General features: G+C 67.3%; 19 protein-coding genes. 10 read left to right on the top strand and 9 right to left on the bottom strand.

All coding sequences use genetic code 11. The annotated features are described in order from the left end of the window. The 3 genes from RU09_RS01945 to RU09_RS18420 form a co-directional block, all read left to right on the top strand. Positions 1-2,866 (top strand): PKD domain-containing protein (locus RU09_RS01945; protein ID WP_156145856.1); only part of this gene is annotated, 2,866 nt, incomplete at its 5' end. 131 nt (positions 2,867-2,997) lie between these two features. Further along, on the top strand, positions 2,998-3,579 hold the full coding sequence (locus RU09_RS01950; RefSeq protein WP_327037341.1) for a CDP-alcohol phosphatidyltransferase family protein: 582 nt from the start codon (positions 2,998-3,000) through the stop codon (positions 3,577-3,579). Between the two features lie 288 nt (positions 3,580-3,867). After that, positions 3,868-6,291 carry a right-handed parallel beta-helix repeat-containing protein gene (locus RU09_RS18420; RefSeq protein ID WP_156145857.1) on the top strand — a complete coding sequence of 808 codons (2,424 nt, stop codon included), beginning with the start codon at positions 3,868-3,870 and terminating at the stop codon, positions 6,289-6,291. 132 nt (positions 6,292-6,423) lie between these two features. Here the strand turns inward: RU09_RS18420 and RU09_RS01960 are convergent, their stop codons facing one another. The 7 genes from RU09_RS01960 to RU09_RS01990 form a co-directional block, all read right to left on the bottom strand. After that, positions 6,424-11,139, bottom strand: a complete 4,716-nt coding sequence (locus RU09_RS01960) for a LamG domain-containing protein (RefSeq protein ID WP_042537163.1) — start codon at positions 11,137-11,139, stop codon at positions 6,424-6,426. A gap of 64 nt (positions 11,140-11,203) precedes the next feature. Then, positions 11,204-11,821, bottom strand: coding sequence for a hypothetical protein (locus RU09_RS01965; RefSeq protein WP_042536932.1), 618 nt, complete (start codon positions 11,819-11,821; stop codon positions 11,204-11,206). A 188-nt stretch (positions 11,822-12,009) separates the two neighbouring features. Then, positions 12,010-13,149 carry a glycosyltransferase gene (locus RU09_RS01970; RefSeq protein WP_042536935.1) on the bottom strand — a complete coding sequence of 380 codons (1,140 nt, stop codon included), beginning with the start codon at positions 13,147-13,149 and terminating at the stop codon, positions 12,010-12,012. 1 nt (position 13,150) lies between these two features. Beyond that, positions 13,151-14,038 (bottom strand): hypothetical protein, encoded by an 888-nt coding sequence (locus tag RU09_RS01975; RefSeq protein ID WP_197065936.1) that lies wholly within the window; start codon positions 14,036-14,038, stop codon positions 13,151-13,153. Between the two features lie 2 nt (positions 14,039-14,040). After that, complete coding sequence (locus RU09_RS01980; RefSeq protein WP_042536937.1) at positions 14,041-15,156, bottom strand: Gfo/Idh/MocA family protein; 1,116 nt, start codon at positions 15,154-15,156, stop codon at positions 14,041-14,043. Then, a complete protein-coding gene (locus tag RU09_RS01985; RefSeq protein WP_042536939.1) occupies positions 15,153-16,301 on the bottom strand; it encodes a DUF1972 domain-containing protein in 1,149 nt (382 codons plus the stop codon). The genes RU09_RS01980 and RU09_RS01985 overlap by 4 nt, the downstream gene beginning before the upstream one ends. Before the next feature lie 98 nt (positions 16,302-16,399). Next, entirely contained in the window at positions 16,400-17,932 is a 1,533-nt protein-coding gene (locus RU09_RS01990) for a sugar transferase (RefSeq protein ID WP_042536941.1), read from the bottom strand. 351 nt (positions 17,933-18,283) lie between these two features. Here RU09_RS01990 and RU09_RS01995 point away from each other — a divergent pair, with 351 nt between their 5' ends. From RU09_RS01995 to RU09_RS02025, 7 genes are all read left to right on the top strand, one after another. Further along, entirely contained in the window at positions 18,284-19,414 is a 1,131-nt protein-coding gene (locus tag RU09_RS01995; protein WP_042537168.1) for a low temperature requirement protein A, read from the top strand. Positions 19,415-19,503: 89 nt separating this feature from the next. Beyond that, positions 19,504-20,487, top strand: a complete 984-nt coding sequence (locus RU09_RS02000) for an intradiol ring-cleavage dioxygenase (protein ID WP_042537170.1) — start codon at positions 19,504-19,506, stop codon at positions 20,485-20,487. A gap of 38 nt (positions 20,488-20,525) precedes the next feature. Then, the gene (locus RU09_RS02005) at positions 20,526-20,768 is read left to right on the top strand and encodes a twin-arginine translocase TatA/TatE family subunit (protein ID WP_042536944.1); all 243 of its coding nucleotides are present in this window, start codon (positions 20,526-20,528) and stop codon (positions 20,766-20,768) included. A 3-nt stretch (positions 20,769-20,771) separates the two neighbouring features. Beyond that, positions 20,772-21,578 (top strand): twin-arginine translocase subunit TatC, encoded by an 807-nt coding sequence (gene tatC / locus RU09_RS02010; protein ID WP_311879859.1) that lies wholly within the window; start codon positions 20,772-20,774, stop codon positions 21,576-21,578. Between the two features lie 2 nt (positions 21,579-21,580). Next, entirely contained in the window at positions 21,581-22,018 is a 438-nt protein-coding gene (locus tag RU09_RS18425; protein ID WP_197065938.1) for a Sec-independent protein translocase subunit TatA/TatB, read from the top strand. 225 nt (positions 22,019-22,243) lie between these two features. Next, the gene (locus RU09_RS02020; RefSeq protein WP_042536946.1) at positions 22,244-22,495 is read left to right on the top strand and encodes a hypothetical protein; all 252 of its coding nucleotides are present in this window, start codon (positions 22,244-22,246) and stop codon (positions 22,493-22,495) included. Between the two features lie 147 nt (positions 22,496-22,642). Further along, the gene (locus RU09_RS02025) at positions 22,643-23,761 is read left to right on the top strand and encodes a fatty acid desaturase family protein (RefSeq protein WP_042537176.1); all 1,119 of its coding nucleotides are present in this window, start codon (positions 22,643-22,645) and stop codon (positions 23,759-23,761) included. 71 nt (positions 23,762-23,832) lie between these two features. Here the strand turns inward: RU09_RS02025 and RU09_RS02030 are convergent, their stop codons facing one another. Next, positions 23,833-24,456: a response regulator gene (locus RU09_RS02030; RefSeq protein ID WP_042536948.1), complete on the bottom strand. Its 624-nt coding sequence runs from the start codon at positions 24,454-24,456 to the stop codon at positions 23,833-23,835. Continuing rightward, entirely contained in the window at positions 24,453-25,673 is a 1,221-nt protein-coding gene (locus tag RU09_RS02035; RefSeq protein ID WP_153302130.1) for a sensor histidine kinase, read from the bottom strand. Before RU09_RS02035 ends, RU09_RS02030 begins: the two co-directional genes overlap by 4 nt.

The raw sequence follows: 25,673 nt of genomic DNA on the forward strand, positions 1-25,673 counted from the left end.
CTTCGGCAGCGTCAGCAAGGGCGCCGACGGAGCCCTCGCCGGTGTGACCAACAAGGCGGCCTCGTTCGAGGGTGGCCAGGTCATCAGCCAGAACTCCTACACGAACCCCCGCTCGTACTCGCTCGAGGCATGGTTCAAGACGAGCACGACCACCGGTGGCAAGATCATCGGCTTCGGCAACAGCTCGAACGGCAACTCCTCGGGCTACGACCGTCACGTCTACATGACACCGGACGGCAAGCTCATCTACGGAGTGTGGGTCGGTTTCGCCGACACGCTGCAGACCTCCGCGTCGTACAACGACGGCCAGTGGCACCAGGTGGTCGCCACGCAGGGCGCCACCGGAATGCGCCTCTACGTCGACGGCGTGGAGCAGGGGTCCAACGGCCAGACGAACGCTCAGGACTACACCGGGTACTGGCACGTGGGCGGCGACGTCACGTGGGGTCCGGGCGACTGGGAGTTCGACGGATCGATCGACGAGGTCGCGGTCTACCTGTCGCCGCTGTCCGGAACGACCGTCTCGCAGCACTACGCGCTGGGAACCACGGGAGCGCCCGCGAACATCGCACCGACGGCGAGCTTCACGAACACCATGACCAAGCTCGGCCTCGCGGTCGACGCGAGCGCCTCCGCGGATGCCGACGGCACGATCGCGAGCTACAGCTGGAACTGGGGCGACGGAACGCCTGCGGGCACCGGAGCCACGGCGACGCACACCTACGCGGTCGCGGGCTCCTACACGGTGACCCTCACGGTGACGGACGACAAGGGCGCGACGGGCACGTCGACGTCCGTCGTCGAAGCCGTCGCGAACCAGGCGCCGGTCTCCTCGTTCACCTCCGCCGCCACCGACCTGAAGGCCGATGTCGACGCGAGCGCCTCGCAGGACACCGACGGCACGATCGCCGGCTACTCGTGGAACTGGGGTGACGGCTCGGCGGCCGGATCGGGCAAGACCGCGACCCACACGTACGCGGCAGCGGGAACGTACACCATCACGCTCACCGTGACCGATGACGAGGGAGCGACGTCGCAGACGACGGCGTCGATCACGGTCACGGCGCCGGTGGGAGCGGTGACCTACGCCACCGACTCGTTCAACCGCACGGTCGCCAGCGGCCTCGGTACCGCGAACACCGGGGGAGCGTGGACCCTGTCGAACACGGCATCCAACTACCTCGTCAGCGGCGCCTACGCGGCGTTCCAGCAGCCGGCCGGAGGAGCGCAGCGGTACGCGTACCTCACGGGAGTCTCCTCGACCGACACCGCAGTCGACGTCGACGTGGTGCTGCCGCAGCTCCCGACCGGGGGCAGCGCGTACTACACGGTGGCCGCACGTCGTGTGGGCACGGAGGACTACCGGTCGCGGGTCATCGTCTCGCCGACCGGCGGGGTCCAGCTGCAGCTGCAGCAGACGGCTACCGTCCTGACGACCGCGTCGACCGGGCTGACCGTGAGCGCCGGTGACGCACTGCACGTGCGCACCGAGGCCACGGGCACCTCGCCGACGACGGTCAGGGCCAAGGTGTGGAAGGTCGGCACGGCTGAGCCCGCGAACTGGACCTCGTCGACGACGAGCTCCACCGCTGGTCTGCAGTCGGCCGGACACGTCGGTCTCGGTGTGTATCTCGGCGGCTCGGTCACCAACGTGCCGTTCCAGACCCGGTTCGACAACTTCTGGGCAGGATCCACGACGGGCGGCCCGACGCCTCCCGCCAACCAGGCGCCGGTCGCCGCATTCACCAGTTCGGTGAGCGGGCTCTCGGCCACGGTGAACGGATCGACCTCGACCGACGCCGACGGCACCATCGCCTCGTACGCCTGGGACTTCGGAGACGGAGCCACGGCCACGGGCGTCACGCCCGCTGCGCATGCATATGCTGCCGCAGGCACGTATCAGGTGAAGCTGACGGTCACGGACGACAAGGGCGCAACCGGAACGGTCACCAAGGCGGTCACGGTGACGGCGGGCCCGGCCAACCAGAACCCTGTCGCATCGTTCACGGCGACTCCGACCGATCTCACGGTCGCGGTCGACGGCACGGCATCGACGGATCCTGACGGCTCTGTCGCCTCGTATGCGTGGAACTTCGGTGACGGGTCGACCGCCACCGGGTCGACGGCTTCGCACCCGTATGCCGCAGCGGGCACATACACGGTGACGCTGACGGTGACCGACAACCTCGGCGCGGTGAACACCGTGACGAAGTCCGTGACGGTGGTCGCTCCGGCCGGTGCGGCCTTCGCCGCCGACGACTTCGGTCGGGCGAACGGCACGCTCGGGACGGCCCAGACCGGTGGTGTCTGGACGCAGACGAGCGGAGCGGCGAACGTCGCGATCGACAACGGGGCAGCGAAGTTCACGACGCAGGCGGCGGGGCAGACTCGCACGGCATCGTTGAACTCCGCCACCTCGACGAGCACGGATCTGACGTTCACCGTGACCGCGCCGGCGATGCCGGCCGGAGCGCGCGTCTACGTCGCGGCACTCGCTCGGGTCGTCGGGTCGGATGACTACCGGGCGCGGTGGCTGATCGGTGCCGACGGATCGGTGACGGCACAGCTCGCCCGCGGTGGCACGGCATTGGTCTCGCAGAACATGGCGGGCTTCACGTTCGCCGCCGGAACGGTATATAACGTGCGGGTGCAGGCATTCGGCACGGGTACGACGACGCTCCGGAGTAAGCTCTGGGCGGCGGGAACGACGGAGCCGGCTGCCTGGCAGCTGTCCACGACCGATTCCACCGCAGCACTGCAGACCGCCGGTCACGTCGGGATCTCGACCTACGCGGGATCCGGCTTCACCAGTGTTCCGTACACCCTGACATTCGACGACTTCCGAGCACGAGGAGTGACGCCCTGACTTTCGCAGATTCGTACCGGAGCCTCGCGGCCGCCCAGAAGGGGCGTGCACGCGGGGCTCCTGCGTACTCGGTCTTCATCAACCGTCCCGTCGGCCGGGTCATCGCAGCCGGCGCATTCACCGCAGGGCTCGTGCCGAATCAGGTCTCTCTGATCAGCGCGGCCTTCACCTTCACGGGGATCGTGCTCCTGGCGACGGTCCCGCCGTCGATCGTGCTCGGGATCATCGTCTGGCTGCTCCTCGCGGTCGGCTATGCCTGGGACAGCGCAGACGGTCAGGTCGCGAGGCTCCGTGGAGGAGGCTCGCTCGCGGGGGAGTGGCTCGACCACGTGCTGGACTCCACCAAGCTCGTCGCTCTTCCGCTCGCAGTCGCCATCGGCTGGTACCGGTTCTTCCCGCTGCCGTCGGACCTCTGGCTTCTGGTGCCGCTCGGCTTCGCAGTCATCTCGACGGTGACGTTCTTCGGGATGATCCTGAACGACCTGCTGCGCGGCAAGAAGGGCGTCGCGCAGGCGGCTCAGGCCGGTGGGTTCTCACTCGGGCGCTCTCTGCTCGGGCTTCCGACGGACTACGGCATCCTCTGTTTCGCGTTCGTGCTGTGGGGCTGGCCGCAGGCTTTCATGCTGATATACAGCCTCCTCGCCCTCGCCGCGCTGCTGTACTTGGCCGCCGCTCTGGCCATATGGTTCCGGAAGATGTCAGCGCTCGGCTGAGCCCGCACTCGCTCCGAACGCTGACAGTCTGTAGACCAGTATCAGCGAATCCTCAGCCACTGCGCAGGGAATTCAGGCTATTGTCTACGACAATCCGCCACCGAAGTCGGATGTCGTAGCTGCCACACCCGACCCTGCAGTGACGAGAAGCACATCGGAGACCCTCCCCCCATGCGTAAAAACTCCCTCCCCCTGATCGCAGCTTTATCCGCACTACTCCTTCCCTTCGCCTCCGTGGCCCCCGCCGCGGCCGCAGAGAGCTCAGGCGTGGTCCTCATCCAAGACTCGATGACGCGCACCGTCGCCAAGGGCCTGGGGACCGCGCCCGACGGCCGAACGTACGACGCCTCACCGCTGACCTCGATCTCGGTCGCGAACGGCAAGGCGAAGCTGTCCGCCGCCGCGCCGGGTGCCACCGTGACCGCGCGACCGGTCGGTCTCTCCGTCCGCGACTCCACTCAGTCGACGGTCTTCACGCTTCCGCAGCTGCCGAAGTCCGGTTCGGGTGTGTACGTGAGCCTGCAGTCGCGACTCACGGCCGACGGCTTCTATCAGACGCAGGTCCGCGTGGATCCGAAGGGCGTGGTGCTTCTCGAGACGCTCCGCGTGAACGCGGGGGTGCAGACGAGCCTCGGCCACGCGTGGGTTCCCGAGCTCCGTGTGAAGGCCGGCGTCCCGTTCGTCCTCGAGACCCGCCTCGCTGGGACGACCGCAGTCACGGTCGATGCACGGGTGACCGCGGCAGGAACGAAGCCGACCACGTGGAAGCTCTCTGTCACGGATCGCTCGGCGAAGCGCCTCGCGGCCCAGGGGCGCGTGGGGGTGCGGCTCTATGTCTCGCGGAGCACACCCGCGCTGGCAGCCCTCTTCGATGACCTCACTGTCACCGCGAAGGCGACGACGACGCCTGCTCCGCCGACGACTCCGACGACTCCGACGACTCCCACGACTCCCACGACTCCCACAACTCCCACGACTCCGACGACACCGACCACCCCGACGGCTCCCGCCGGTGCGGCCGGAGCGGCCCCGGTCTGGAACGTCGCCGGCGCGAGGACGGGCGCGGGGTCGGCGCTCGTCGGAACCACGAAGTATCCGGTTTCCGCTGGAGCGCTCTTCGTCAGCCCGAGCGGCACAGCGTCCGGCTCGGGTACCTCCGCGGCCCCCTTCGCCACGGTCCAGGCCGCAGTCGACCGGGCGCCTTCAGGTTCGACGCTCGTGCTTCGCGCGGGCTCGTATCACGAGACGGTCGTGATCCCCGCGGGCAAGAAGATCACGATCCAGTCCTATCCGGGTGAGGCGGTCTGGTTCGACGGCGCCTCGACCCTGAAGAACTGGCAGGCTTCCAGCGGTCGCTGGTTCAGCGCGGACTGGAAGTACGACTTCGATTCGACGCCGTCCTTCACCAAGGGCGAGGCCGACGGAACAGAACCCGGCTGGCGGTGGCTGAACGCGGCGTATCCCATGGCCGCGCACCCCGAGCAGGTCTGGATCGACGGCGCCGCTCAGGCCGAGGTCTCTTCGCTGGCGGCACTGAAGCCGGGCACCTTCTTCACCGACGTGGCGAACGACCGGCTCTATCTCGGCAGCGACCCTGCAGGCCGCACGGTGCGCGCGTCGACTCTGACCAAGGCGCTTTCGCTGCGCGGGGAGGGCGCGGTCGTCCGAGGCATCGGTGTCCGCAACTACGCGACGTCCGTCTGGATGATGGGCGCCGTCACCGTCGAAGCGCCGAAGGCGACGATCGAGAACGTCGTGATCTACGACACGGCGTCGACCGGACTCTTCGTCGGCGCCTCGAACGCGACGGTGCGCGATGTGACGCTGGCTCGCAACGGCCTGATGGGGCTCGGCGCCAACTACGCTGACGCGCTGACGATCGATGACCTCCTCGCCGTCGAGAACAACGCCGAGCACTTCAACACATCGCCCGTGTCCGGCGGCGTGAAGATCGCGAAGTCGCGGGGAGTCACCGTGAGCGATTCCGCCCTGCTGCGCAACGACGGCCCAGGGGTGTGGCTCGATCAATCGGTCTACGACGTTCGCATCACAGGATCCGACCTCGTCGAGAACAGGGGTGCCGGCGCTTTCCTCGAGTTGTCCCAGAAGATCGACTTCGTCAACAACCTCGTCCTTCGGAACGCGGGCAACGGCGTCAAGATCAACAACACCGGCGGCGTGAACCTGTGGAACAACACGATCATCGGCGGTGACCGGGCTGTGAACATCGTGCAGGACAGCCGCAGCTCCACGGATTCGTCCGTCCCGGGACACAACGCTCGGCGCCCGTTCCCGGATTCGACGATGCCGTGGCTGATCCGCGACATCTCGATGGGGAACAACGTCATCGGTGAGAGCGCCGGAAACTGCACGGTGTGCGTCGAGGACTACACGCACCGGTACACCCCGGCCGACCTCAACATCCGCTCGGACGGAAATGTGGTGCAGCGGAACAGCGCTGCGGCGCCCACGTGGTTCGTCATCTGGTCGCGTGGCACGGCCAATGTGAACCCGTATGTGTTCACGACGTGGGCGGATTACCGGACGACGACAGGGCAGGACGCGAACTCCACCGCGGTCGAGGGCAGGAAGGCGACGGATGCCTCTGGAAGGCTGCTCGCGGGTGTGACGGCCCCCGCCAGAGGTCTTCCGGCGATCGTGGCGACGATCCTCGGATCGACGACACCCACGATCGGGGCCCGGTTCCCCTGATCGCGATCCGGTTCCCCTGATCGGGGCCCGGTGCCCCCTCATCGCGACTCCCGACCTTCGGTGAGGGCGTGTCATCAACCCAGAAGGGCCGAGGCGGTGATCGCCTCGGCCCTTCGTGTCACGGATGACTGACTACTGTGCGGGTCCTGCCCAGAAGTCGTCGTACGTGTAGACGACAGGCACGGCCGTCGCGCTGGACGACAGGTAGCTGTTCACGCCCACGTAGCCGGGGGCCTGCAGCGAGGCCGTGGCATCGGTCGTCGAAAGGGTCCACGCTGTCGGTTCTGTGGTGGCGGTGCGCCAGACCTTCGCCTTGAGGGTCGTCGGGTTGGTGCCCGTCACCTGGAACTTGACGCTCAGCTGGTCGGCGCTCGTGATCGTCAGACCGGGGACGGTCGTCGACGAGAGGACCGTCTCGACCCCGGCGATCGTCTTCGTCAGCCAGAGGGACACGACGCCGTTCGACGCCACGCGGAACTTCGCCCGGTAGTCGTTGGCAGTGTCGATCTGTCGTCCGAGAGCGGAGAAGTAGAACCCGCCACCAGTGGACGGCTGGTTGAAGGCCACCGTGAACCGTTCCTCGGTGTTCGTCGACGGCGTCGAGCCGGCGAGCGAGGCCGAGTAGTTGTTCCCCGCCGACAGGGTGACGGTTCCGCCGGTGCCGTTGACGGCGAACTTGCTCAGTGCCGTCGCGCTGGTCGGGAACATGGTCCACGCGCCGCCGGTGGTGGTCGCGGTGCCCCATCCGTTGGTGCCCGTCCGGGTGAAGGCATCCTGCGCCCACACCTGCGGTGCCGCGACGGTGACCGACTTCGTCGTGGTGGCTGTCGCCCCCCGATCGTCTGTCACCGTCAGGGTCACGGTGTAGGTGCCCCCGGCTGCGTAGGTGTGGGACGACGTCGCACCCGAAGCGGTGCCGCCGTCGCCGAAGTCCCAGGCGTAGGACTCGACGGTTCCGTCCGCATCCGCTGAGCCCGAGCCGTCGACAGCCACAGCGAGGTTCGCCACCGAGGTGGTGAAGGCCGCAGAGGGTGCCTGGTTCGGCGCCACGGTGACGTCATGCGTCACGGTCGCCGTGCCACCTCGGTTGTCCGTCACCGTGAGCTTCACGGTGTAGGTGCCGGCGCTCGCATAGGTGTGGGACGCCGTCGCTCCGGATCCGGTGCCGCCGTCACCGAAGTCCCAGGCGTAGATGTCGATGGTCCCGTCAGGGTCCGTCGATGTCGTGGCATCCACGGTCACTGCGAGCAGGTTCGCCGCGGTCGTGAACGCCGCCGTCGGATCCTGGTTCGGCGCCAGCGTCGTCGTGACGGCCCGCGTCTTGGTGGCAGTGGCGCCGTTGTCGTCCTTCACCGTGAGAGTCACGGTGAAGTCGCCCGCCGTCGCGTAGGTGTGGGTCGTGGTGGCGCCGGTGCCGGTCGTGCCGTCACCGAAGTCCCACTCGTACGACGCGATCGTGCCGTCGGGGTCGGACGATGCCGATCCGTCGAGCGCGACGTCGAGGTGATCCGTGGTGGCGCTGATCGCCGCGGTGGGAGCCTGGTTAGGGGCGACCGTGACCGACCGGGTGAGGGTGTTGACGAGCGAGGTGCTGTCCGTCACCTTCAGCGTGATCGTGTAGGTGCCCCCGGCGGTGTAGACGTGCGACGCCGTCGCCCCCGTCGCGACCGTGCCGTCACCGAAGTCCCACGCGTAGGCGAGCGGCCCTCCGTCGGCATCGGTCGACGTGCTCGCGTCGACGTCGATCTTCAGCTTGTCGGCCACCGAGGTGAATGCCGCCACCGGTGCACGCCCGGGAACGGTGCGGCCGCTCGCTGCGAAGTGATCGCGAACCCGCTGCTCCGAGAGCACCGAGGGGTACACGGCGACCTCGTCGAGTGTTCCGGCGATGTAGTTGCTGGACGTGCTGCCCCACGTCCTGTCCGCGCCGATGCGCCAGTATCCGCGGTAGTTCTCCGAACCCGCCATCGAGTTGCTGCCGACGAGCTGCGTATCGAGCCACAGCCGCATCCCGTCGGCGCCCTGAGTGGCGACCACGTGGTGCCATTGGCCGTCGTTGTAGGCGGTGGGGGTGACCAGGGTCGTCTGCGGCTGACCGCTTCCGAACTGCACCCTTCCGTCGCTCTGCATGATGACGTGTCTGTCGTACTGGGTGCTGAGCCCGCTGGTGGCGTTGCCGAATCCGATCAGCGTGCCGCCCTTGTTGCTCGTCGTCTTGAACCACAGCTCTGCGCTGTAGGTGGTCGGCGCCGTCCAGGGCTCCTGCGCGACCACGAGCGCGGTCGTGCCGTTGAAGGTGGTCGCGGTTCCGGTCCCGATCGCGGACGTCTGCCCGCGGGTCACGGTTCCAGCGAGGTTGCCCGTCGTCCCGCCGGAGGCGGAGTCGACGATGGTGCCTGCCGCCGTCTCGTTGAGACGCCAGTAGAGATCCGGCTTGTCCGTCGACACCGCGGCGCCGTAGACGTCGGTCGGAGCTGCGGTCCACGCGGCCGAACGCCCGCTCGCGAGGTAGTGCGACTGGATGTCGGCCGGAGTCAGGGCGGACGGGTACACCGCCACATCGTCGATCGTGCCCGCGAGACCGGCGTTGGTCGGCTTGTTGGTGAAGCCGTTCGTCTGGTCTGCGCCGATGCGCCAGTAGCCGTCGTAGATCCTCGGCGAGGTGCGTGCCTGATCGCGATCCACGCGCTTGCCGTCGACGAAGAGCTGCATGCCCTCGGCGCCCACGGTGCCCACGATGTGGTGCCAGTTGCCGTCGTTCACCGCGGTGCGGCTGAAGATCGTGCGGTAGGAGCCGTCGTTGATCGCGAAGTTCGCGCGTCCCGAGTTGTCGAGGTAGAGCACTCGGTCGGTGATCCCCGACGTCGACGTGCCCGTGGCGGAGTCGCCGAAGCCGACGATCCGCCCGCCCCTCGTGTTGGTGGTCTTCACCCACGCCTCGACCGTCGCGGCCGGCGTCGCGGTGCTGACATCCTGCGTCGTCATCTTGGGCGTGCTTCCCCCGGCAGAGGTGATCGCCGCGTTGGAGTCGTTGAGCAGTGCGCCCGACGAGCCGAGCGTGAGGCTCGTGGCCGTACCGGGTGCGTTCCCCACGTCGTCGTACAGTCGCGTTCCGGTCGTCTCGTCGAGGCGCCAGAGGTGGCTGGCACCGCTTGCCCTCACCGCTGCGCGGTACGTGGCGGTCGGCGTGCTCGACACGGTCACATAGGGCGACCAGGCGCTCCACTGCACGTTGCCGTCGGCATCCTTGGCCCTGACCTGGTAGCGCACCTGCGCTCCCGGCGTCTGGCCGCTGTCGGTGATGCTCAGGCTCGGCAGGTTCCAGAACCGGCCGTCGGTGCGGGTGAAGGTCGCGATCTTGACGGAGGGGCTGCGGAACACGTCGTACGTGATCGTGGCGTTGTCGCGATCCCAGACGCTGGTGAACGGGACCCTCACCACTCCGGACTCGTTCGAGTACGGCGCGGGGGTGAGGCCGGCGTTGTAGACCGGGGCGACGGCGTGCGGCGAGACGTTCGTCTTGCCGAACCGGACGAGGCCCTGCTGCGCCACGTTGTTCACCTTCGGGAACTCGCCGCCCAGAACGACGTAGTTCGCGTTTCCGGTGACCGACCATGCGGCTTGACGCGCGCTCGTGTAGGTGCCGAACTCGAGATCGGGGTACCAGTTGAGCTGCTCCGTGTAGGGAAGACCGGTGAAGTCCCACCCGTAGGCGTCCTTCTTGGTGATCACGCCACCCGTGGGCGTGGTGCTCTCGGCGATCGCCTTCACCCAGCGCGAGCGCGGGTTGGTGTCGCCGAAGGCGCCGACAACGCTGCAGTCGTGCTTGTGCGAGACGGAGTAGAGCACGCCGCCCTGCGGGAAGCTCGCATACGTGTCACCGAGGCAGTCGTTGAGCCAGTTGATCTGGCCGGTGTAGGGGTCAGCCGCGAAGGTCCCCTCGAAAGATGCTCCTGCACCGAACGCGTACCCGGTTCCGTAGACCTGCGTGCCGTCGGTGCTGAGGCTCGAGATCGCGCCGTTGAGCCCGGCGGTCTTGATCTTGTCGGTGGCGGCCCAGGGGAGTGCGGCCCCGGTCGCGGTGTCGACAGAGGCCATGCCGTATGCGGTCGCGCCGTTGAGAGTGGTGAACGAGCCGCCGATGATGACGCGGGAGGAGTCGGGCGACATCAGCATGTCCCACACGAATCCGTCTCCGGCCGCAGACGGAGCCCACGACGTGATCGTCTTGGAGGTGGTGTTCCAGGCCGCCAGCTCGCTGCGCGGCTGACCGCCGCTGGAGCGGAAGTTGCCGCCCACGTAGACGGTGTCGCCCGCGAAGGCGAAACCTCTCACCTGTCCGTCCGTGCGGGGCGCCCAGTCGAGCATCGCGCCGGTGGCGACGTCGAAGGCCGCGACGTGCGCGCGGGCCTGCCCGTCGACGGCCGTGAAGTCGCCGCCGAAGTAGACGGTCTTGCCGTCGGGGGTGACTCGTACGACGAGTCCCTGAGCGTCGAAGGAGTGGCTGAAGTTCGGAACGGGGTTTCCCGTGGTGATGTCGAACGCGAACACGTTGTTCGCGTCGATCTCGCCTGGCCCGCCGACGGCGACCCCCGGCGGGCGTGCCTTCGTGAAGCTGCCCGTGACGTACACCGTGTTCCCGGCCACGACCTGACTCCACACGACACCGTTGATCTGCCAGGTGGGCAGGACGTCAGCGGTGACGGTGTTGGGCTGTCCTGGTGTGTCGGCGGACGCTGACTCGGTGGGCAGAGCGATGAATGCGATCGCGGCGAGGGCTGTCGCGGCGGTGGCGATCGTGGCGATCACGCGACGGAGACGGTCTGCTCCGCGAGCGGTGCGTGTCATGGAGGTTCCTCGTGTCGGGAAGCGGTCGGAATCGGTGGTCGCGGACGGGCTCAGCGTGGACATGTCAGCCGAGCCCTCCGCGGAAGACGGCGGATGTATGGTCGCCGTCGAAGTCGACGACCACGGTGACCTCGTCGCGCGCATCCACGGTCAGCGCGAAGGCGTAGGTCGCGGTGGCGCTCTTGCCTGCGGCCACCGTGCCGGCGAAGTCGGTGACCTCCGCTTCGGCGGCGTAGACGCGCACCGCGGTCGCGCCGCTCGCATCGAGCACCGTGAGCACCGACGTGCCGAGGTCGATCGAGTCGGAGGAGCCGTTGTCGATCGTGATCGTCAGTCGGGCGTATTCGCGGCCCGGAAAGCTCCCCGGTCCCTGCGACGTCTCCTTGCCGAACGACACGTCGTCGATGCGGACGCTGACGCCGTCGTCGTAGGACACGGCATCCGAGGTGTCCGCCGGATCCGCCTTCACGGTCGGTGCATCCGAGTGCCCCGCACGCTCGATCTTCGCGACAGGCTCGTCGGGGGTGGTCGCTCCCGAGTTCGCCGACGGCGCGGAGCTCGCGGACGGTTCAGGAGCGGGAGTCGCCGACGATGTGACCGTCGGATCCGCTCCGCTCGACGGCTCCCCGGTGCCGCTGCAGGCGACCAGGCTCACGCAGAGCGCGAGGGCCGCGATGGACATGCTTGTACGCGCAATCACCATGATTGTCGATTCCCCAGATTCCCCAATCAGGGTTGCCGATGTCGACCCGTTCAGAACGAGTCGATCGGCTTGCGTCATCCCCAAATGACGCTATCCCCAGTGAGCGCGATCCTATCATGTCCACCGGATGGGGGACAAGAGTCCTGTGGATAGATCTCGCTAGACCTTCAGCGAGGAAGTACGGCGAGGATCCCGTCGGTGTACCGATCGACCGAGAACGCGTCCGCGACCGCCGAGGAATCCGATACCGCGAGAGCCGCCTGCGAGGGCCAATCGTCGATCTTGGCAGCGATCGCCGCCGCGAGCGCAGCAGCGTCGCCGGGGGCCACGAGCGTCGCGCTCTGCGACGAACTCACTGCTTCCGGCAGACCACCGACCTTACTCACCACCGCAGGACGCGCGGCGAGAGCGGCCTCGACGGCGGTGTTGCCGAACGTCTCGTCGACCAGGGAGGTGATCACGGCGATGTCGCTGCGTGCGAGGTCGTCCCACACCGACGACTTGAATCCCAGGAAGGACACCCGATCCTCGAGTCCGCAGCGGGCGACCTGGGCGCGAAGCTCATCGAGGTATGCCTCGTTGCCGGGGAAGACGGCGCCGACCACGTCGAGACGAACGTCGCGATCCTCGCGAACGAGCGCGTCGAGCGCATCGACCGCCACATGCACGCCCTTGCGATGCGACAGTCGACCGACGTAGAGGAGGCGCGTCGGGGCGGTGAGCGCGATTCGCGGTGGAACGACCTCACCTGGACCGGGGACCGCGTTGTGCACCACGATCGTCCTGTCGCGGACCCGAGGAGCGGAGGACGCCAGGACGCGACGCGTGAAGTCGCTGTTCGCGATGACGCGATCGCTGAACACGAGCGGCAGGTACAGGGCGCGGCGCACGATCCCGGCGACGGAGCCCTCGCCCTCGTGCACGTGACAGACCGTGCGGCGTCGGCTGATGCGGCCGAGGAGGATCCACAGCGGGGGAGTGATGGTGTTCACGATCACCGCGCCGGGGTCGACGCGTCGGATGAGTCTGAGGCCGGGGCCGACGCCCTTGATCGTCGTCACGACCAGCTCCACGAGTCCCCGTGCGTTCAGCAGGCCCTTGCGGACGATCGGCGTCGCGCACTCGACGACCTCGGCTCCGGCGTCCTCGAGCAGTGGCACGAGGGGCCCTGCCATCGGCACGGTCACCACGACCCTCCGCCCCGCGCCGACGAGCGCGCGGACGGTCTCGAGAACCATCCGATCCGAGCCGTACAGGTCGGAGCCGGGGTTGGCGATCAGGACGACGTTCGGGTCACCCTTCGGCATGTCAGCGCTGAGGCCAGTACTCGTCGACCAGGCTCACCGTCGATGCGATGTTCGCACGGCTGGATGCGCCGAAGACGATCGACTCGAGGTTCGGCAGCGAGGTCACCCACTCGATGGCTTCGCGAGGCGGGATCGCGCCACTCGCATACACCGACATCGCGACGGCACGGAACTGGCGCTTCTCCATGGCGTCACGGTACGCCTCGACGCCGCCGGACATGCGGAACCCCAGCTTGTTGATGTTGGAGCACACGATCGGGTTCTCGACGCCGGCCTTGTCGAGGTCATCGAGCAATCGAGGGAGGTTCATGGTGATGAAACCGGGCTCCGCGTTGTAGCGCTTGCGCACGTGGTCGGCGAAGATCCGGAAGGCGTCGGTGAATCCCAGACCCGACAGCAGATCGACGACGACGTTCTGCAGCCAGATGACGGGGGTGTCGAGCCCCTCGAACATCTTCATCTCGGCGTCGATGAGCAGGGTCGTCACGCCTTCGATGTCCTTGCGAGCGAGCGACGATGTGCCGCGCGCGATGCTGTCGAGCAGCCCTTCCTCGGGGAGGAATTTGCGGATCGCGCCGAGGAACCCGTCTTCCGTCACAGCGTTCGCGTACTTGTGCGCATACGGCATGCACGGGAAGAACGTCATGTCCGCATAACGGTCCGGATGTGCGCGGACGTGGTCGGTCACCTCCGAGATGCGATCATGCGTGGTGCACATGAACGTGTGAACGCCCTCGTCGTACGCGGCATCGAGCACCCCCATGATCGCACCGGTGTCCTGGAACCGCATCTGCTGAGCGCGGGCCTTCTCTTCGGACATGTGATTGACGCCGAAGAACTGGTTGTCACCGAACAGAAGCCGGTCCATGGTTCGCGTGGGTGTCGTCATGGTCATTTCCCTCCGCGCAGTGCGGTCAGTGCTGCCGCGATGCGCCCCTTCGGTGCCGTGTTCACTGCAAGATCCGACGCGGCGTCGGCGGTGAGCCGTGAACCGTCGCGCAGAGCATCTTCGCTGATCATCGAGATCACCCTGTCGGTGACCGCCGCTGAGGCGAAGTCGTTGAGCCCGGCGGACGCGCCCGCCTGAGCGCGCTGCACGAACGAGTCGAGCTGAGCGCTGTACTCCTCGCCCCGAAGATAGAACCAGGGCGCTTCCGTCAGGTCGGTCGTGTACCGCACGTTCCAGCCGACGCGATATCCGTCGGGGATGGTCGCGGTGTCGCGCAGGTAGACGTGAATCTCCTGCCGGTCGGCGTAGATCCGCCCGTTCGTTCCCCAGAGGGTGATCTTGGTCGTCATCTTGCGCTGCGACTCGTCGGACCAGTTCGAGATGATCTGCGCCGTGCCGTTCGGGTAGTGCAGCGTGCTCGCGACCGCATCGTCGATCTGCGCCGAGAAGATGCTCGTCAACTGGCTTCCGCTCACCGAGTCCGGCGTGCCGAGATACCAGGTGAGGAGGTTCAGCGGATGGGCCGCGTAATCGTAGAGGCAGCCGCCCCCGGTCGCGCGCTCGCTGCGCCAGGTGCGCCCGGCGGGCTTCAGCACGACGGGGCCGTACGCCTCGGCGAGGGCCGTGTTGACGGTGCCGATGGCGTCGAGGTCGAGCAGGCGCTTGACCTCGCTGAAAGCACCGACGAAGCGGTTGTGATAACCGACCTGCGTGACGAGTCCCTTCTGCTCGGCGAGCGCGGTGAGCTCGATGCTGTCGGCCGGATCGATCACGAGCGGCTTCTCGCAGAAGACGTGGATGCCGCGCTCGAGTGCGTTCCGGATCATCCCGGCGTGCAGATGCGTCGGCGTCGCGATGATGATGGCCTGCGGGCGGGCCTCGTCGAGCATCTTGTCGAGGTCCTTGTAGGGCTTGACCCCGGTGTACTTGGCCAGGATGTCGAGCAGATATCCGGTGGCGTCGCACACCCCCACCAGATTCACGTCGGGATGGGCCTTGATCATCGAAAGATGAGACAGCCCCATCTTCCCGAGTCCGACCACTGCGACATCGATCATGCGTTTACCCCTGTCTGCTGCTGTACGTGCCCGCGACGCGCGAGCGCGGTGCGAAGAGCGTGTTCATACTCGGAGCCGATCTTGGTCCACGTGAACTCAGCGTGGAAACGGTCACGGCTGGCGGCGCCCATGCGCCGCCTTCTGCTGTCATCGGAGAGCACATCGTCGAGCAGGCCGGCGAGATCGTCGGTTCCGGTGAAGTAGGCGTTGTCGGGTCCGGCGACCCAGGTGTTGTAGGGATTGTCATGGGCGATCACGGCGTTGCCCGCGGCCATCGCCTCGACCAGTGACGGGTTGGTGCCGCCCACCGTGTGCCCGTGCAGGTAGAGAGCGGAGTGGAAGCGGAGCGACTGCAGACGCTCGGGTTCGAAGATCGCCCCCGGGAACAGGACCTCATCGGAGGCTGCGGCGCGCACGGCGAGATGGTATGGATCATCATCTCCGTAGGGACCCACGACCACGAGCGGCATGCCGCGTTTCGCGGACGACCACGCCTTCACGATCTCGAGCACCGAGTTCTCGGGGATCGGGCGGCAGACGATCGTCGCGTACTGATCGGGGACGAGGCCGAGCGCCTCGACGGGGCCCGTCGGTGCCTCGGTGACCTCGTGCGCGCCATAGGTGATCGTCTGCACCCGCTTCTTCCCGAAGTGCCGACGGAGGTACGTCGCGATCACCGGGTGGTCTGCGATCAGCACGTCTCCGACGAGGCCGGCCAGGCGTTCGTTGGCGAGCAGGATCCCCTGTTTCACGACACCCCACCGCTTGCGGGTCCACTCCATGCCGTCCATGTTGATGACATTGGGGATCCGGCGAAGCCGGGGGATCACGTCGAACACCCCGGTGTTGTAGCCGAAAGTGAGCCAGACGTCGCCATCCGAGTGCGCTCGCATCGCGTGACGGATGGAGGTCAGGTCGAACGCGGAGGTCCCCTTCCAGCCCTCGCGGGGCTCGTGGATCAGGACGCGCTGCAGGCCGTTCCATTCATCCACCGTCGTCGGCCCCTCCCCGGGGATCTGACAGTAGACGATGACGTTCCACCCCTGCTCGCGCAGGTACAGACCGACGTTCTCGGCGGCCGTCTCGAAGCCGCCGTAGGCGGCGGGAACGCCATGGGTGCCAAGTATCCGGACGGTTGATGGCACGGTGATTTTCCCCTCATGTCGGGTGCTTCCGCACCCACTTCACTGCGTCACGGTTCTGCATCCGCCTCCCCGGCGGACCGAACCACAGTGTTCTGTGACTAGTATGCCCCGCTGGGCCGCACCATGACCTTGGCAGTGCGCCACATGATCTGCAGGTCGTTCATGACCGACCAGTTCTCGACGTAGCGCAGGTCGAGACGAACGCTCTCGTCCCACGAGAGGTCGCTGCGGCCGGAGACCTGCCACAGACCCGTGATGCCCGGCTTGATGTAGAGACGACGGAACACGGTGCCGTCGTAGGCGGTGACCTCGGAAGGAAGCGGCGGGCGCGGACCCACGACGCTCATGTCGCCGATGAGGACGTTCCAGAACTGCGGCAGCTCGTCGAGCGACAACTTGCGCAGGATTCGGCCGACTCGGGTGACACGCGGGTCGTCCTTCATCTTGAACAGCAGGCCGGCGCCCTCGTTCTGCTCTTTGAGCGTCGCGAGCTGCTGCTCGGCATCGGTCTTCATCGAGCGGAACTTCATGATCTGGAAGGTGCGGCCATCTCGGCCGACGCGCTCCTGAGAGAAGAACAGGGGCCCCGGCGAGTCGAGCTTCACGAGCAGGGCGAGGATCGGCGTGATCAGTGCGATCGGGATGAGCGCGACGGATGCGACGGCGATGTCGAGTGCACGCTTGAGCACGTGCTGACCGCCCTCGTACGAGGGGATCTGCACCTGGATGAGCGGAAGCCCCTCGACCGGTGCGAAGGAGATGCGCGGACCGGCGACGTCGGTGAGGCGGCTGGAGAGCACGAGTTCTGCTGCGGTGCCCTCGAGCTGCCAGCTGAGGTGCTTCACGAAATCGGGCTCGCCGTCGGGACGGCTCGCGACGATGATCGTGTCCGCGCCCAGCTCGGCGGCCACGGTCGAGACCGAGTTGACGTTGCCGAGCACCGGGAACTGCGCGCCGCGGGCTTCGACGTCGCGTGCGTTGCCGTCGAGCAGCGTCGCGCCGACGACCTGATACCCGGAGGCGCCGATCGGGTGCAGGGTGCGGATGACGTACTCGACGTCGTCGCGGTTGCCGACGACGAGCGTGCGCGAGGCGAAACGCCCTCGCGCACGCTGCGCCGTCAGCCAGTGCCGCCACGCCCAGCGGGTGACGAGCAGCGTGAGAACACCGAGCGGCAGGCCGACGAGCAGCACGAGCTGCGTCGTCTGCCAACCGAGCACGACGCTGAGCATGGCGATGATCCCGAACGCCAGCCCGCTGGCGTGTGCCACACCGCGGTACTCGGTGGCGCTGGCGCGGAACAGCGCTGCGTCACGGGTGTGCAGCGCGCCGAGCATCAGATACCAGAGCGTGCCCAGCAGAGTGCCGGTTCGCAGGGCCTCTTCCCCTGCGACACCGGTCATCACCTGGACCGCTGCTGTGATTCCGACTGCGAACAGGATGACCCCGGCATCCGTGATCCGCAGTCGCATCCGATAACGCCGCTCCCACTGACGGCGTCGCTCCAGCGTTGCGGACACGCGAGGTGTGACCACCGTGCGCGTGACCGACTTGGCGGCTCGAGGAGCAGCGACCGGCGTGAAGACCGTACCCGTGCGGGTGATGCTCAGAGCATCCTCGACGGAAGTCATGCCGAGGCCCCTTGAGCCGTGAATGTACGCAAAATTCCCCAGTGCGCCATAGTTTTCCCCAGATATTCCCCAGACCACGGACCCCACGTCCATGGCATCGTCTGCGTCCCGACCCCTCGGGTCCTGCTGCATCCGTGATCCCAAATCACGAGTTGCGGTCACCGTCCCACACGGTGGTGCTGGCAGCAGGCACTGCAGACTTCGTTCACTCTAGCGGAACCGGACGTTCAGCGGAAGGTAATTCACGCGAGTGGATCAACCTTTATTCCAGTACATGCGCTCCGGGGTCGGCGGCGCCGATATTCTGACCGCGTGACGACCACCTCAGCGACCCGATTCCATCTCAGCCGCATGCTGCCCAGGGATCCGGCGCAACCCCATCGCACCGCAAGCACGCTCGAGCTGTTCTTCGATCTCGTCTTCGTCGTCGCGGTGAGCATCGCCTCGGCCCAGCTGCACCATGCGCTGAGCCACGGCGACTTCGTCCACGGCATCACCTCCTATGCGCTGGTGTTCTTCGCGGTGTGGTGGGCGTGGATGAACTTCACGTGGTTCGCCACATCATTCGACACCGACGACTGGCTCTACCGCGTCACGACGATCGTGCAGATGGGCGGAGTCCTCGTGCTGGCGGCCGGGATCCCTGCGGCGTTCGAGCGCGGTGACTTCACGCTGCCGGTGATCGGCTACATCGTGATGCGTCTCGCGATGATCGGGCAATGGCTGCGCGCGTCACGTGGTGCGGGAGAGCTGAAGGCCGCGACCCGTCGGTACGCGTTCGGCATCGCCGGTGTGCAGGCGCTGTGGGTGCTGTTCCTGTTCATCCCGTCGGGGCCCTTCCAGATCGTGGCCTTCGTCGTCTTCGCGCTCGTCGAGATCAGCGTGCCGGTGTTCGCCGAGCACCGCAGGCAGACGCCCTGGCATCCGCATCACATCACGGAGCGCTACGGTCTCTTCACGCTCATCGTGCTCGGCGAGAGCCTCCTCGCCTCCGCCAACGCGATCATCGATGCGAGGAACGAGCTCGACTCCTTCGTACCGCTCATCTCGATCTCCGTGCTGACCCTGGTGGTGACCGCCTCGCTGTGGTGGATCTACTTCTGGCCGCCGCACCACAAGGCGATCACGACGTTCGGGCGGTCGCTCCGTTACGGGTACTCGCATTATTTCGTCTTCGCCGCAGCCGCCGCGTTCTCGGCCGGAATCGAGGTCGAGCTCGACGTCCTGACCGGCGAGAGTCATCTCCCTCACGCCGTCGGTTCTCTCACGGTGGCCATCCCCATCGCGCTGTTCCTGCTCGGCATCTGGTGGATCGCGATCCGCGAGCACGCCGACGGTGTCGTGAACACGGTCATCCCGCTCGGTGCGGCGGTGGTGCTGCTCGACCCGATCCTGCCGATCCCGGTGGCGATCACGGCGGCCGTCCTCGTCGTGATCGTCGTCGTGCTCGTCCTGCACCCGCCCGTCCGCCGGGAGTCATAGTCTTCGCATAGACGAGACATAGCTCGCTGATCGGGCCCTCCGTGACCATGGGTACATCGACACCCATCCACACCGAGAGGAGCACGATCATGAGCCGCATCCCCGAACCCGTCCAGACCCCTGAGGGCCCGACCTACGAGGGGCGACTGCTCGACCGCGCCGACGAGGAGGTCGTCGATCAGGGCGCCGCCTTCGACATCCGCACGCTGGTGACCCGCCGCGGCGTGCTCGGACTCGCCGGGCTCGGGGTGGGTGCGCTGGTCCTCGCCGCATGCGCTCCGTCGCAGAGCAGCACGTCGAGCACGAGCGACTCGACGGCGACGACCGACACGGATGGCTCGTCCGGATCGACGGCCACGACAGCGACGGGCGAGATCCCGGATGAGACCGCAGGGCCATACCCCGGCAACGGCTCGAACGGGCCGGATGTCCTCGAGGAGTCCGGCATCGTGCGTCAGGACATCACGACCTCGATCGACGGGTCGGCGACCGCAGACGGCATCCCCCTGACCTTCGAGCTGCAGGTCGTGGATCTCGCGAACGGCAGCGTCCCGTTCGAGGGAGTCGCGGTCTACGCGTGGCACTGCACGGCCGAGGGTGAGTACTCGATGTACTCCTCGGGCCTCGAGGACGTCACCTACCTCCGCGGAGTGCAGGTCGCGGATGCCGACGGCAAGGTCTCGTTCACGTCGATCTTCCCCGGATGCTACTCGGGCCGCTGGCCGCACATCCACTTCGAGGTCTATCCGGACGTCGACTCGATCACGGACTCGGCCAACGCCATCGCCACCTCCCAGCTGGCGCTGCCGGAAGACGTCTGCGCCACCGTCTACGCCGACTCGCGGTACCCGGGGTCCTCGCAGAACCTCGCGCAGACGAGCCTCTCCTCCGACAACGTCTTCGGCGACGACTCCGGGGCCCTTCAACTGGCCACGGTCACCGGTGACGCCGGCAGCGGGTACTCCGCGTCGCTCGTGGTGGGCGTCGACACGACCACGACGCCGAGCGCGGGCTCCGCCCCGTCGGGCGGCGAGGGCGGCCCAGGCGGCGGTGGTGAGCCGCCGTCCGACTGATCACGAACCACGCACCTCATACGAGAAAGAAGGAAGACATGCTTCAGAACCTCACAGGGTGGCACGCCCTGATCATCCTCGCGATCGTCGTCCTCATCTTCGGCGCCGCGAAGCTCCCCGCCCTCGCCAAGAGCGTCGGCCAGTCCATGCGCATCCTCAAGTCGGAGGTCGCAGAGACCCCGAGCGAGGCGCGGATCGCGCCGACACCGAGTGTCGGCAGTCCTGCGGATGCTCGCGATTCCGCCGACATCGTCAGGCCTGCCCTGCGGGCCGCGGAGTAGAACGTGTCCGCGCTCGTCGCTGACGCCGTCGAGGCGAGCACGTCGTCCGCTCCGACCGGGATGCCGCTGTCGTCGCACCTGCGGGAGGCGCGCACGCGCTCGTACCGCGCGGCGGCAGCGCTCCTGGTCGGGGTGGCCGCCGGATATGTCCTGTCGGACCAGATCCTCGAGGTGGTGCGGGCACCCATCACTGCGCTCGCCGAGTCGCGCGATGCGAGCCTGAACTACGACAGCATCACCGGGGCGTTCGACCTCAAGCTCAAGATCGCACTCTTCGCGGGTGTGGCTCTGTCGAGTCCCGTGTGGATGTACGAGCTCTTCGCGTTCCTCGCCCCGGGCCTCACCACGAAGGAGAAGAGGTACACGTTCGGGTTCCTCGGAGCATCCGTCCCCCTGTTCGCCGGCGGGTGCCTGACGGGTCTCCTCCTGTTCCCTCACATGGTCGAACTGCTGGCGAGCTTCGCCTCGGCCGAAGACAGCACCCTGCTGCAGGCGTCGTACTACGTCGACTTCATCCTCAAGATCGTGCTCGCCACGGGCATCGCCTTCGTGCTTCCGGTGTTCCTCGTGATGCTCAATCTGCTGGGCGTCGTGTCGTCCGGGGCGATCGCGAGGAGCTGGCGCATCGTCATCGTCGCCATCGTCCTGTTCAGCGCGGTCGTGACCCCGGCGGCCGACGTGCTGTCGATGTTCCTGATCGCCGTTCCCATGACCGTGCTGTTCCTGGTGGCGTTGCTCATCGCCTGGCTCCATGACCGCAGAGCGCGCCGCAGCGCTGCTGCGATGACCGCCCGCGCGACGGAGGGATGACGATGTTCGGACTCACGATCGAGAAGCTGTTCCTCGTCGCGCTGATCGCGGCGGTGATCATCGGTCCTCGACGGCTGCCCGAGTACGCGCGCCGTCTCGGGGCGCTCGTCCGCCGTGTCACCCTGCTCTCAGGCGACGCGGCGCGGCGAGCCGAGCAGGAGACCGGTGTGGCGAGCATCCGCCAGGACTGGACGGCGTTGGATCCTCGGCAGTACGACCCTCGGCGGATCATCCGCGACGCGTGGGCGGCGGGGGAGAGCGCGGAGCCGAGGGAGCAGGTGCCGATCGTCACGGAGAACACTGTCACGGAGAACGCTGTGACGGAGGACTCGGCGACGGCGGATGCGGCCGATGACGCACGGCCCGAGCCCGAGGGGGCCTGGATCATGGCGGGGTCGTCGGGCCACCCGCGGCGTGTGTGGGTCCCGACCGAAAGCTGAAACGAGCACCGGCCAAGCCGACCTGCTAGACTGATGGAGCACCGTGTGTTCTGGCCCTATCTAGGCCGTCCACGGAGCCACTGATCAGGGCCATTACGGACCACGTGCATCGATGCGCGCGGCATCCGCCCTTGATCTCACATCTTGCGGGTCGCGATATCGCGTGCCCGTCACACAGCAATGAGTATGACCATGAGCATGACCACTTTTCGTCCTTCTGACCCGTTGACCTGGAAACAGGCCGACGCAGACGTGCACGTCGCGACCCGATCAGGCGAATTCGCCGGTTTCATCGAGTTCGACGGCACCACCCACCTCGCCCGTGATCAGCGCGGGACCGAGCTCGGCGCCTTCGATTCTCTCGACGACGCGCGCGAGGCACTCGAGGGCGCGTGCGCCCCGAAACGCCGCGCACGCACCTTCTCGTTCGCGCTCCCGCGGGCGCTGAGAAGACGCCCTCGGCGAGCCCGCGCCTGACCGTTTCATTCACAGGACCTGTGAATCGTCAAGGGGTGCCGATGTATTCCCCACGGCGCATGTGCGGGGGGTTAGGTTGAGTTAAGCGTTGGGCGATCTGCCTTGGGCTTATCACAGCTCAAGGGCTCCAATCGACGGGAGAGCAACATCTCCATTTCACAGGTCGAAAAGACCGCGGCCACGCTCGGACCGGTACGCCAGACGTATTCCGGAAACGCAGACATCCCCCCGATGACGCACGCTTACAAGCAGGTGTCGCAGGTCGTCCGGGAGACGGGCCTTCTCCGGCGCGCCGGATGGTTCTACATCTTCGTCGCCGCCGGCCTCGCCGTCGCCCTCGGAGGACTCATCACCGGCTTCATCCTGCTCGGCGACAGCTGGTTCCAGCTGCTGATCGCCGCTGGCCTCGGCCTCGTCCTCACGCAGGTGGCGTTCCTCGCCCATGAGGCGGCGCACCGCCAGATCCTCACCTCGGGCCCGGCGAACTTCCGCCTCGCTCGCATCCTGGCCGCCGGCGTCGTCGGCATCAGCTACTCGTGGTGGGACTCCAAGCACACCAAGCACCACGGAAACCCGAACCAGGTCGGAAAGGACCCCGACATCGAGGTCGACACGATCTCGTTCCTCGAGACGGATGCGGCGCAGTCGCGCGGCATCGTCCGCCTGATCACGCGCAAGCAGGGATGGCTGTTCTTCCCGCTGCTGACGCTCGAGGGGCTCAACCTCCACTATCTCGGCGTCAAGCACCTGGTGACCAGCAAGAAGGCCAAGGGCCGTTGGATCGAGCTGGGGCTGATCGCCCTCCGGTTCGCGATCGTTCTGATCCCGGTCTTCCTGATGCTCCCGCTCGGCATGGCATTCGCCTTCATGGGCGTGCAGCTCGCCGTCTTCGGCGTCTACATGGGGGCGTCGTTCGCCCCGAACCACAAGGGCATGCCGATCATCGACCCGAACGCCCGCCTCGACTTCTTCTCGAAGCAGGTGCGCACCTCGCGCAACATCCGCGGCGGATGGTGGGCCACCTGGCTCATGGGCGGTCTCAACTATCAGGTGGAGCACCACCTGTTCCCGAACATGCCGCGTCCGCACCTCTCGAAGGCCCGCGAGATCGTCCGCGACTACTGCGTCTCGAACGACGTGCCCTACACCGAGACGAGCCTTCTGCGCTCGTACGCGATCGTCATCGAGTACCTCAACCGGGTCGGCCTCGCCGCCGGTGCTGATCCCTTCGACTGCCCCGCAGCCACGCAGTTCGTCCGCGCGTAGACAGTCCGCATCGCTGATTCGAACGGCCCTCATCCCTCGGGATGGGGGCCGTTCGCGTTCTCCGTCGTCGTCTAGATCAGGCCGAGTTCGAGCGCCCGCGTCACGGCACGCGTGCGGTCGGAGACCTCGAGCTTCTCGAAGACGTGGATCAGGTGAGTCTTCACCGTGGCCTCGCCGATGAACAGCTCTCGAGCGATCTCCGGGTTGCTGCGACCCGCCGCGACGAGGCGGAGCACTTCGCGTTCCCGCGGGCTCAGCTGAGGTCTGCCCGGTCGGTCGCCGCGCATCCGCGTGACGAGCGTGGCGGCGATCGTCGGGGCGAGGACCGTATGGCCGTCAGCGACGGCCCGGATCCCCGCGACGATCTCCTCCTGCGGGGCGGCCTTGAGGAGGTAACCGCTCGCCCCCGCCTCGATCGCACCGAGGATGTCGTCGTCGGTCTCGTACGTCGTCAGCACGAGAACGCGCACCTCGGGCAGCTCTGCAGCGATGCGCGACGTCGCCTCGATGCCGGAGGTGCCGGGCATCCGGAGATCCATCAGCACGACTTCCGGGCGCAGACGAGCGGCCAGGTCGACCGCCTCCGCGCCGTTCGCCGCCTGCCCGACGACTTCGAGACCCGGATCGAGGGCGATGAGTCCCACGATGCCGGACCGCACGATCGGATGGTCGTCGGCGACGATGACGCGGATCATGGCGTCGTCTCCTTCTCGGCCTCGGCCGTGGACTCGGCCTCGGTCGTGGCCTCGGCGTGCAGCGGGATGCGCACGGTCAGGTCTGTGCCGGTCTGCGTTCCGTCTGCGACGGTCAGGGTGCCGCCGACGAGGGAGACCCGCTCCCGCATCCCCGCAAGACCGAATCCGCGGTCATCGTCGATCGAGACTCCTCCGAGTCCGCGGCCGTCATCGCGGATGCGGAGCTCCGCGGAATCGGCGATCGCGAGGGTGACCCGAGTGGATGCGGCGCCGGAGTGCTTGCGCACGTTCGCGAGGCCCTCTTGCGCGCAACGCAGCAGGACGACCTGCACGTCTCGCGCCAGCACAGCATCCGATGCCGACACGTCGACGCGCATGCCGGTCTCCCTCGCGAAGCGGGCGCCGAGGCGGCGGAGCGCGTCTCCGAGCGAGCCGGCGGACGGCGCGGGCGAGGTCACGGCCACGAGAGCCCTGGCTTCGACGAGCGCCTCTCGTGCCGCGCTCTCGATCAGCTCGATCGCGGCGGGCGAGCCGTCGATACGCGCGCGCTCAGCGAGCATGACGATGCTCGCGAGGCTCTGGGCGATCGTGTCGTGCACGTCGCGAGCGAGACGAGCGCGCTCCTCGATCGCACCGGCTTCGCGGCTCGCCGTCTCGAGGCCCGCCTGTGCGTCGGTCAGATCCGCCAGGAGATTCTGGCGCTCGACGCCCCACTCGGCGATGCGCGTGATCCAGAGGCCGAGAGCGAGGCTGAACGCGGTCGACAGACCGGACGAGAGGAAACCGGTGCTGAGCGCATCGGCGGTGAAGTCGCCCCAGTAGCCGTAGGCGAGACCGAGCACGACGCCGTTGCCCACCGTGACCAGCACGGCCTGCAGGGTCGATCGTGACGTCATCCAGATGAGCGGCAGCACCAGGGTCTGCAGCAGCAGCATGTTCGGCTCGATCGCCACGCCCACCGCGAGAAGCGAGATCATCGCGACCTGCAGCAGCGCCGAGACAGCGGGCGCAGGATCCTCGACGCCCTCATGAATCCCGACATAGGAGCGGGCGCCGAACGCGTAGACGAGGAAGACCCCGACGGTGATGGCGACGAGCACCCAGCGTGACCCGGGGAAGTTCTGCGGGAGGGTGAGGGAGAGGCCGGCCACCGCGAGCAGCAGCGCGGTCGCGGCGATGTCCCACCCCAGGCGCTCTCGGCGGATCACGCGGCTCAT

Origin of the sequence: Microbacterium sp. MEJ108Y (assembly GCF_000834175.1) — a bacterium.
Lineage (GTDB): Bacteria > Actinomycetota > Actinomycetes > Actinomycetales > Microbacteriaceae > Microbacterium > Microbacterium forte.

Excerpts from the sequence above, each read along its gene's own strand:
- RU09_RS18420 (WP_156145857.1), top strand. The coding sequence starts at position 3,868 with ATGACGCGCACCGTCGCCAAGGGCCTGGGGACCGCGCCCGACGGCCGA.
- RU09_RS01960 (WP_042537163.1), bottom strand. The coding sequence starts at position 11,139 with ATGACACGCACCGCTCGCGGAGCAGACCGTCTCCGTCGCGTGATCGCC.
- RU09_RS01980 (WP_042536937.1), bottom strand. The coding sequence starts at position 15,156 with ATGATCGATGTCGCAGTGGTCGGACTCGGGAAGATGGGGCTGTCTCAT.
- RU09_RS02000 (WP_042537170.1), top strand. The coding sequence starts at position 19,504 with ATGAGCCGCATCCCCGAACCCGTCCAGACCCCTGAGGGCCCGACCTAC.
- RU09_RS01975 (WP_197065936.1), bottom strand. The coding sequence starts at position 14,038 with ATGACGACACCCACGCGAACCATGGACCGGCTTCTGTTCGGTGACAAC.
- RU09_RS02035 (WP_153302130.1), bottom strand. The coding sequence starts at position 25,673 with ATGAGCCGCGTGATCCGCCGAGAGCGCCTGGGGTGGGACATCGCCGCG.
- RU09_RS01965 (WP_042536932.1), bottom strand. The coding sequence starts at position 11,821 with ATGTCCATCGCGGCCCTCGCGCTCTGCGTGAGCCTGGTCGCCTGCAGC.
- RU09_RS01995 (WP_042537168.1), top strand. The coding sequence starts at position 18,284 with ATGCTGCCCAGGGATCCGGCGCAACCCCATCGCACCGCAAGCACGCTC.
- RU09_RS01970 (WP_042536935.1), bottom strand. The coding sequence starts at position 13,149 with ATGCCGAAGGGTGACCCGAACGTCGTCCTGATCGCCAACCCCGGCTCC.
- RU09_RS18425 (WP_197065938.1), top strand. The coding sequence starts at position 21,581 with ATGTTCGGACTCACGATCGAGAAGCTGTTCCTCGTCGCGCTGATCGCG.
- RU09_RS02005 (WP_042536944.1), top strand. The coding sequence starts at position 20,526 with ATGCTTCAGAACCTCACAGGGTGGCACGCCCTGATCATCCTCGCGATC.
- RU09_RS01990 (WP_042536941.1), bottom strand. The coding sequence starts at position 17,932 with ATGACTTCCGTCGAGGATGCTCTGAGCATCACCCGCACGGGTACGGTC.
- RU09_RS02030 (WP_042536948.1), bottom strand. The coding sequence starts at position 24,456 with ATGATCCGCGTCATCGTCGCCGACGACCATCCGATCGTGCGGTCCGGC.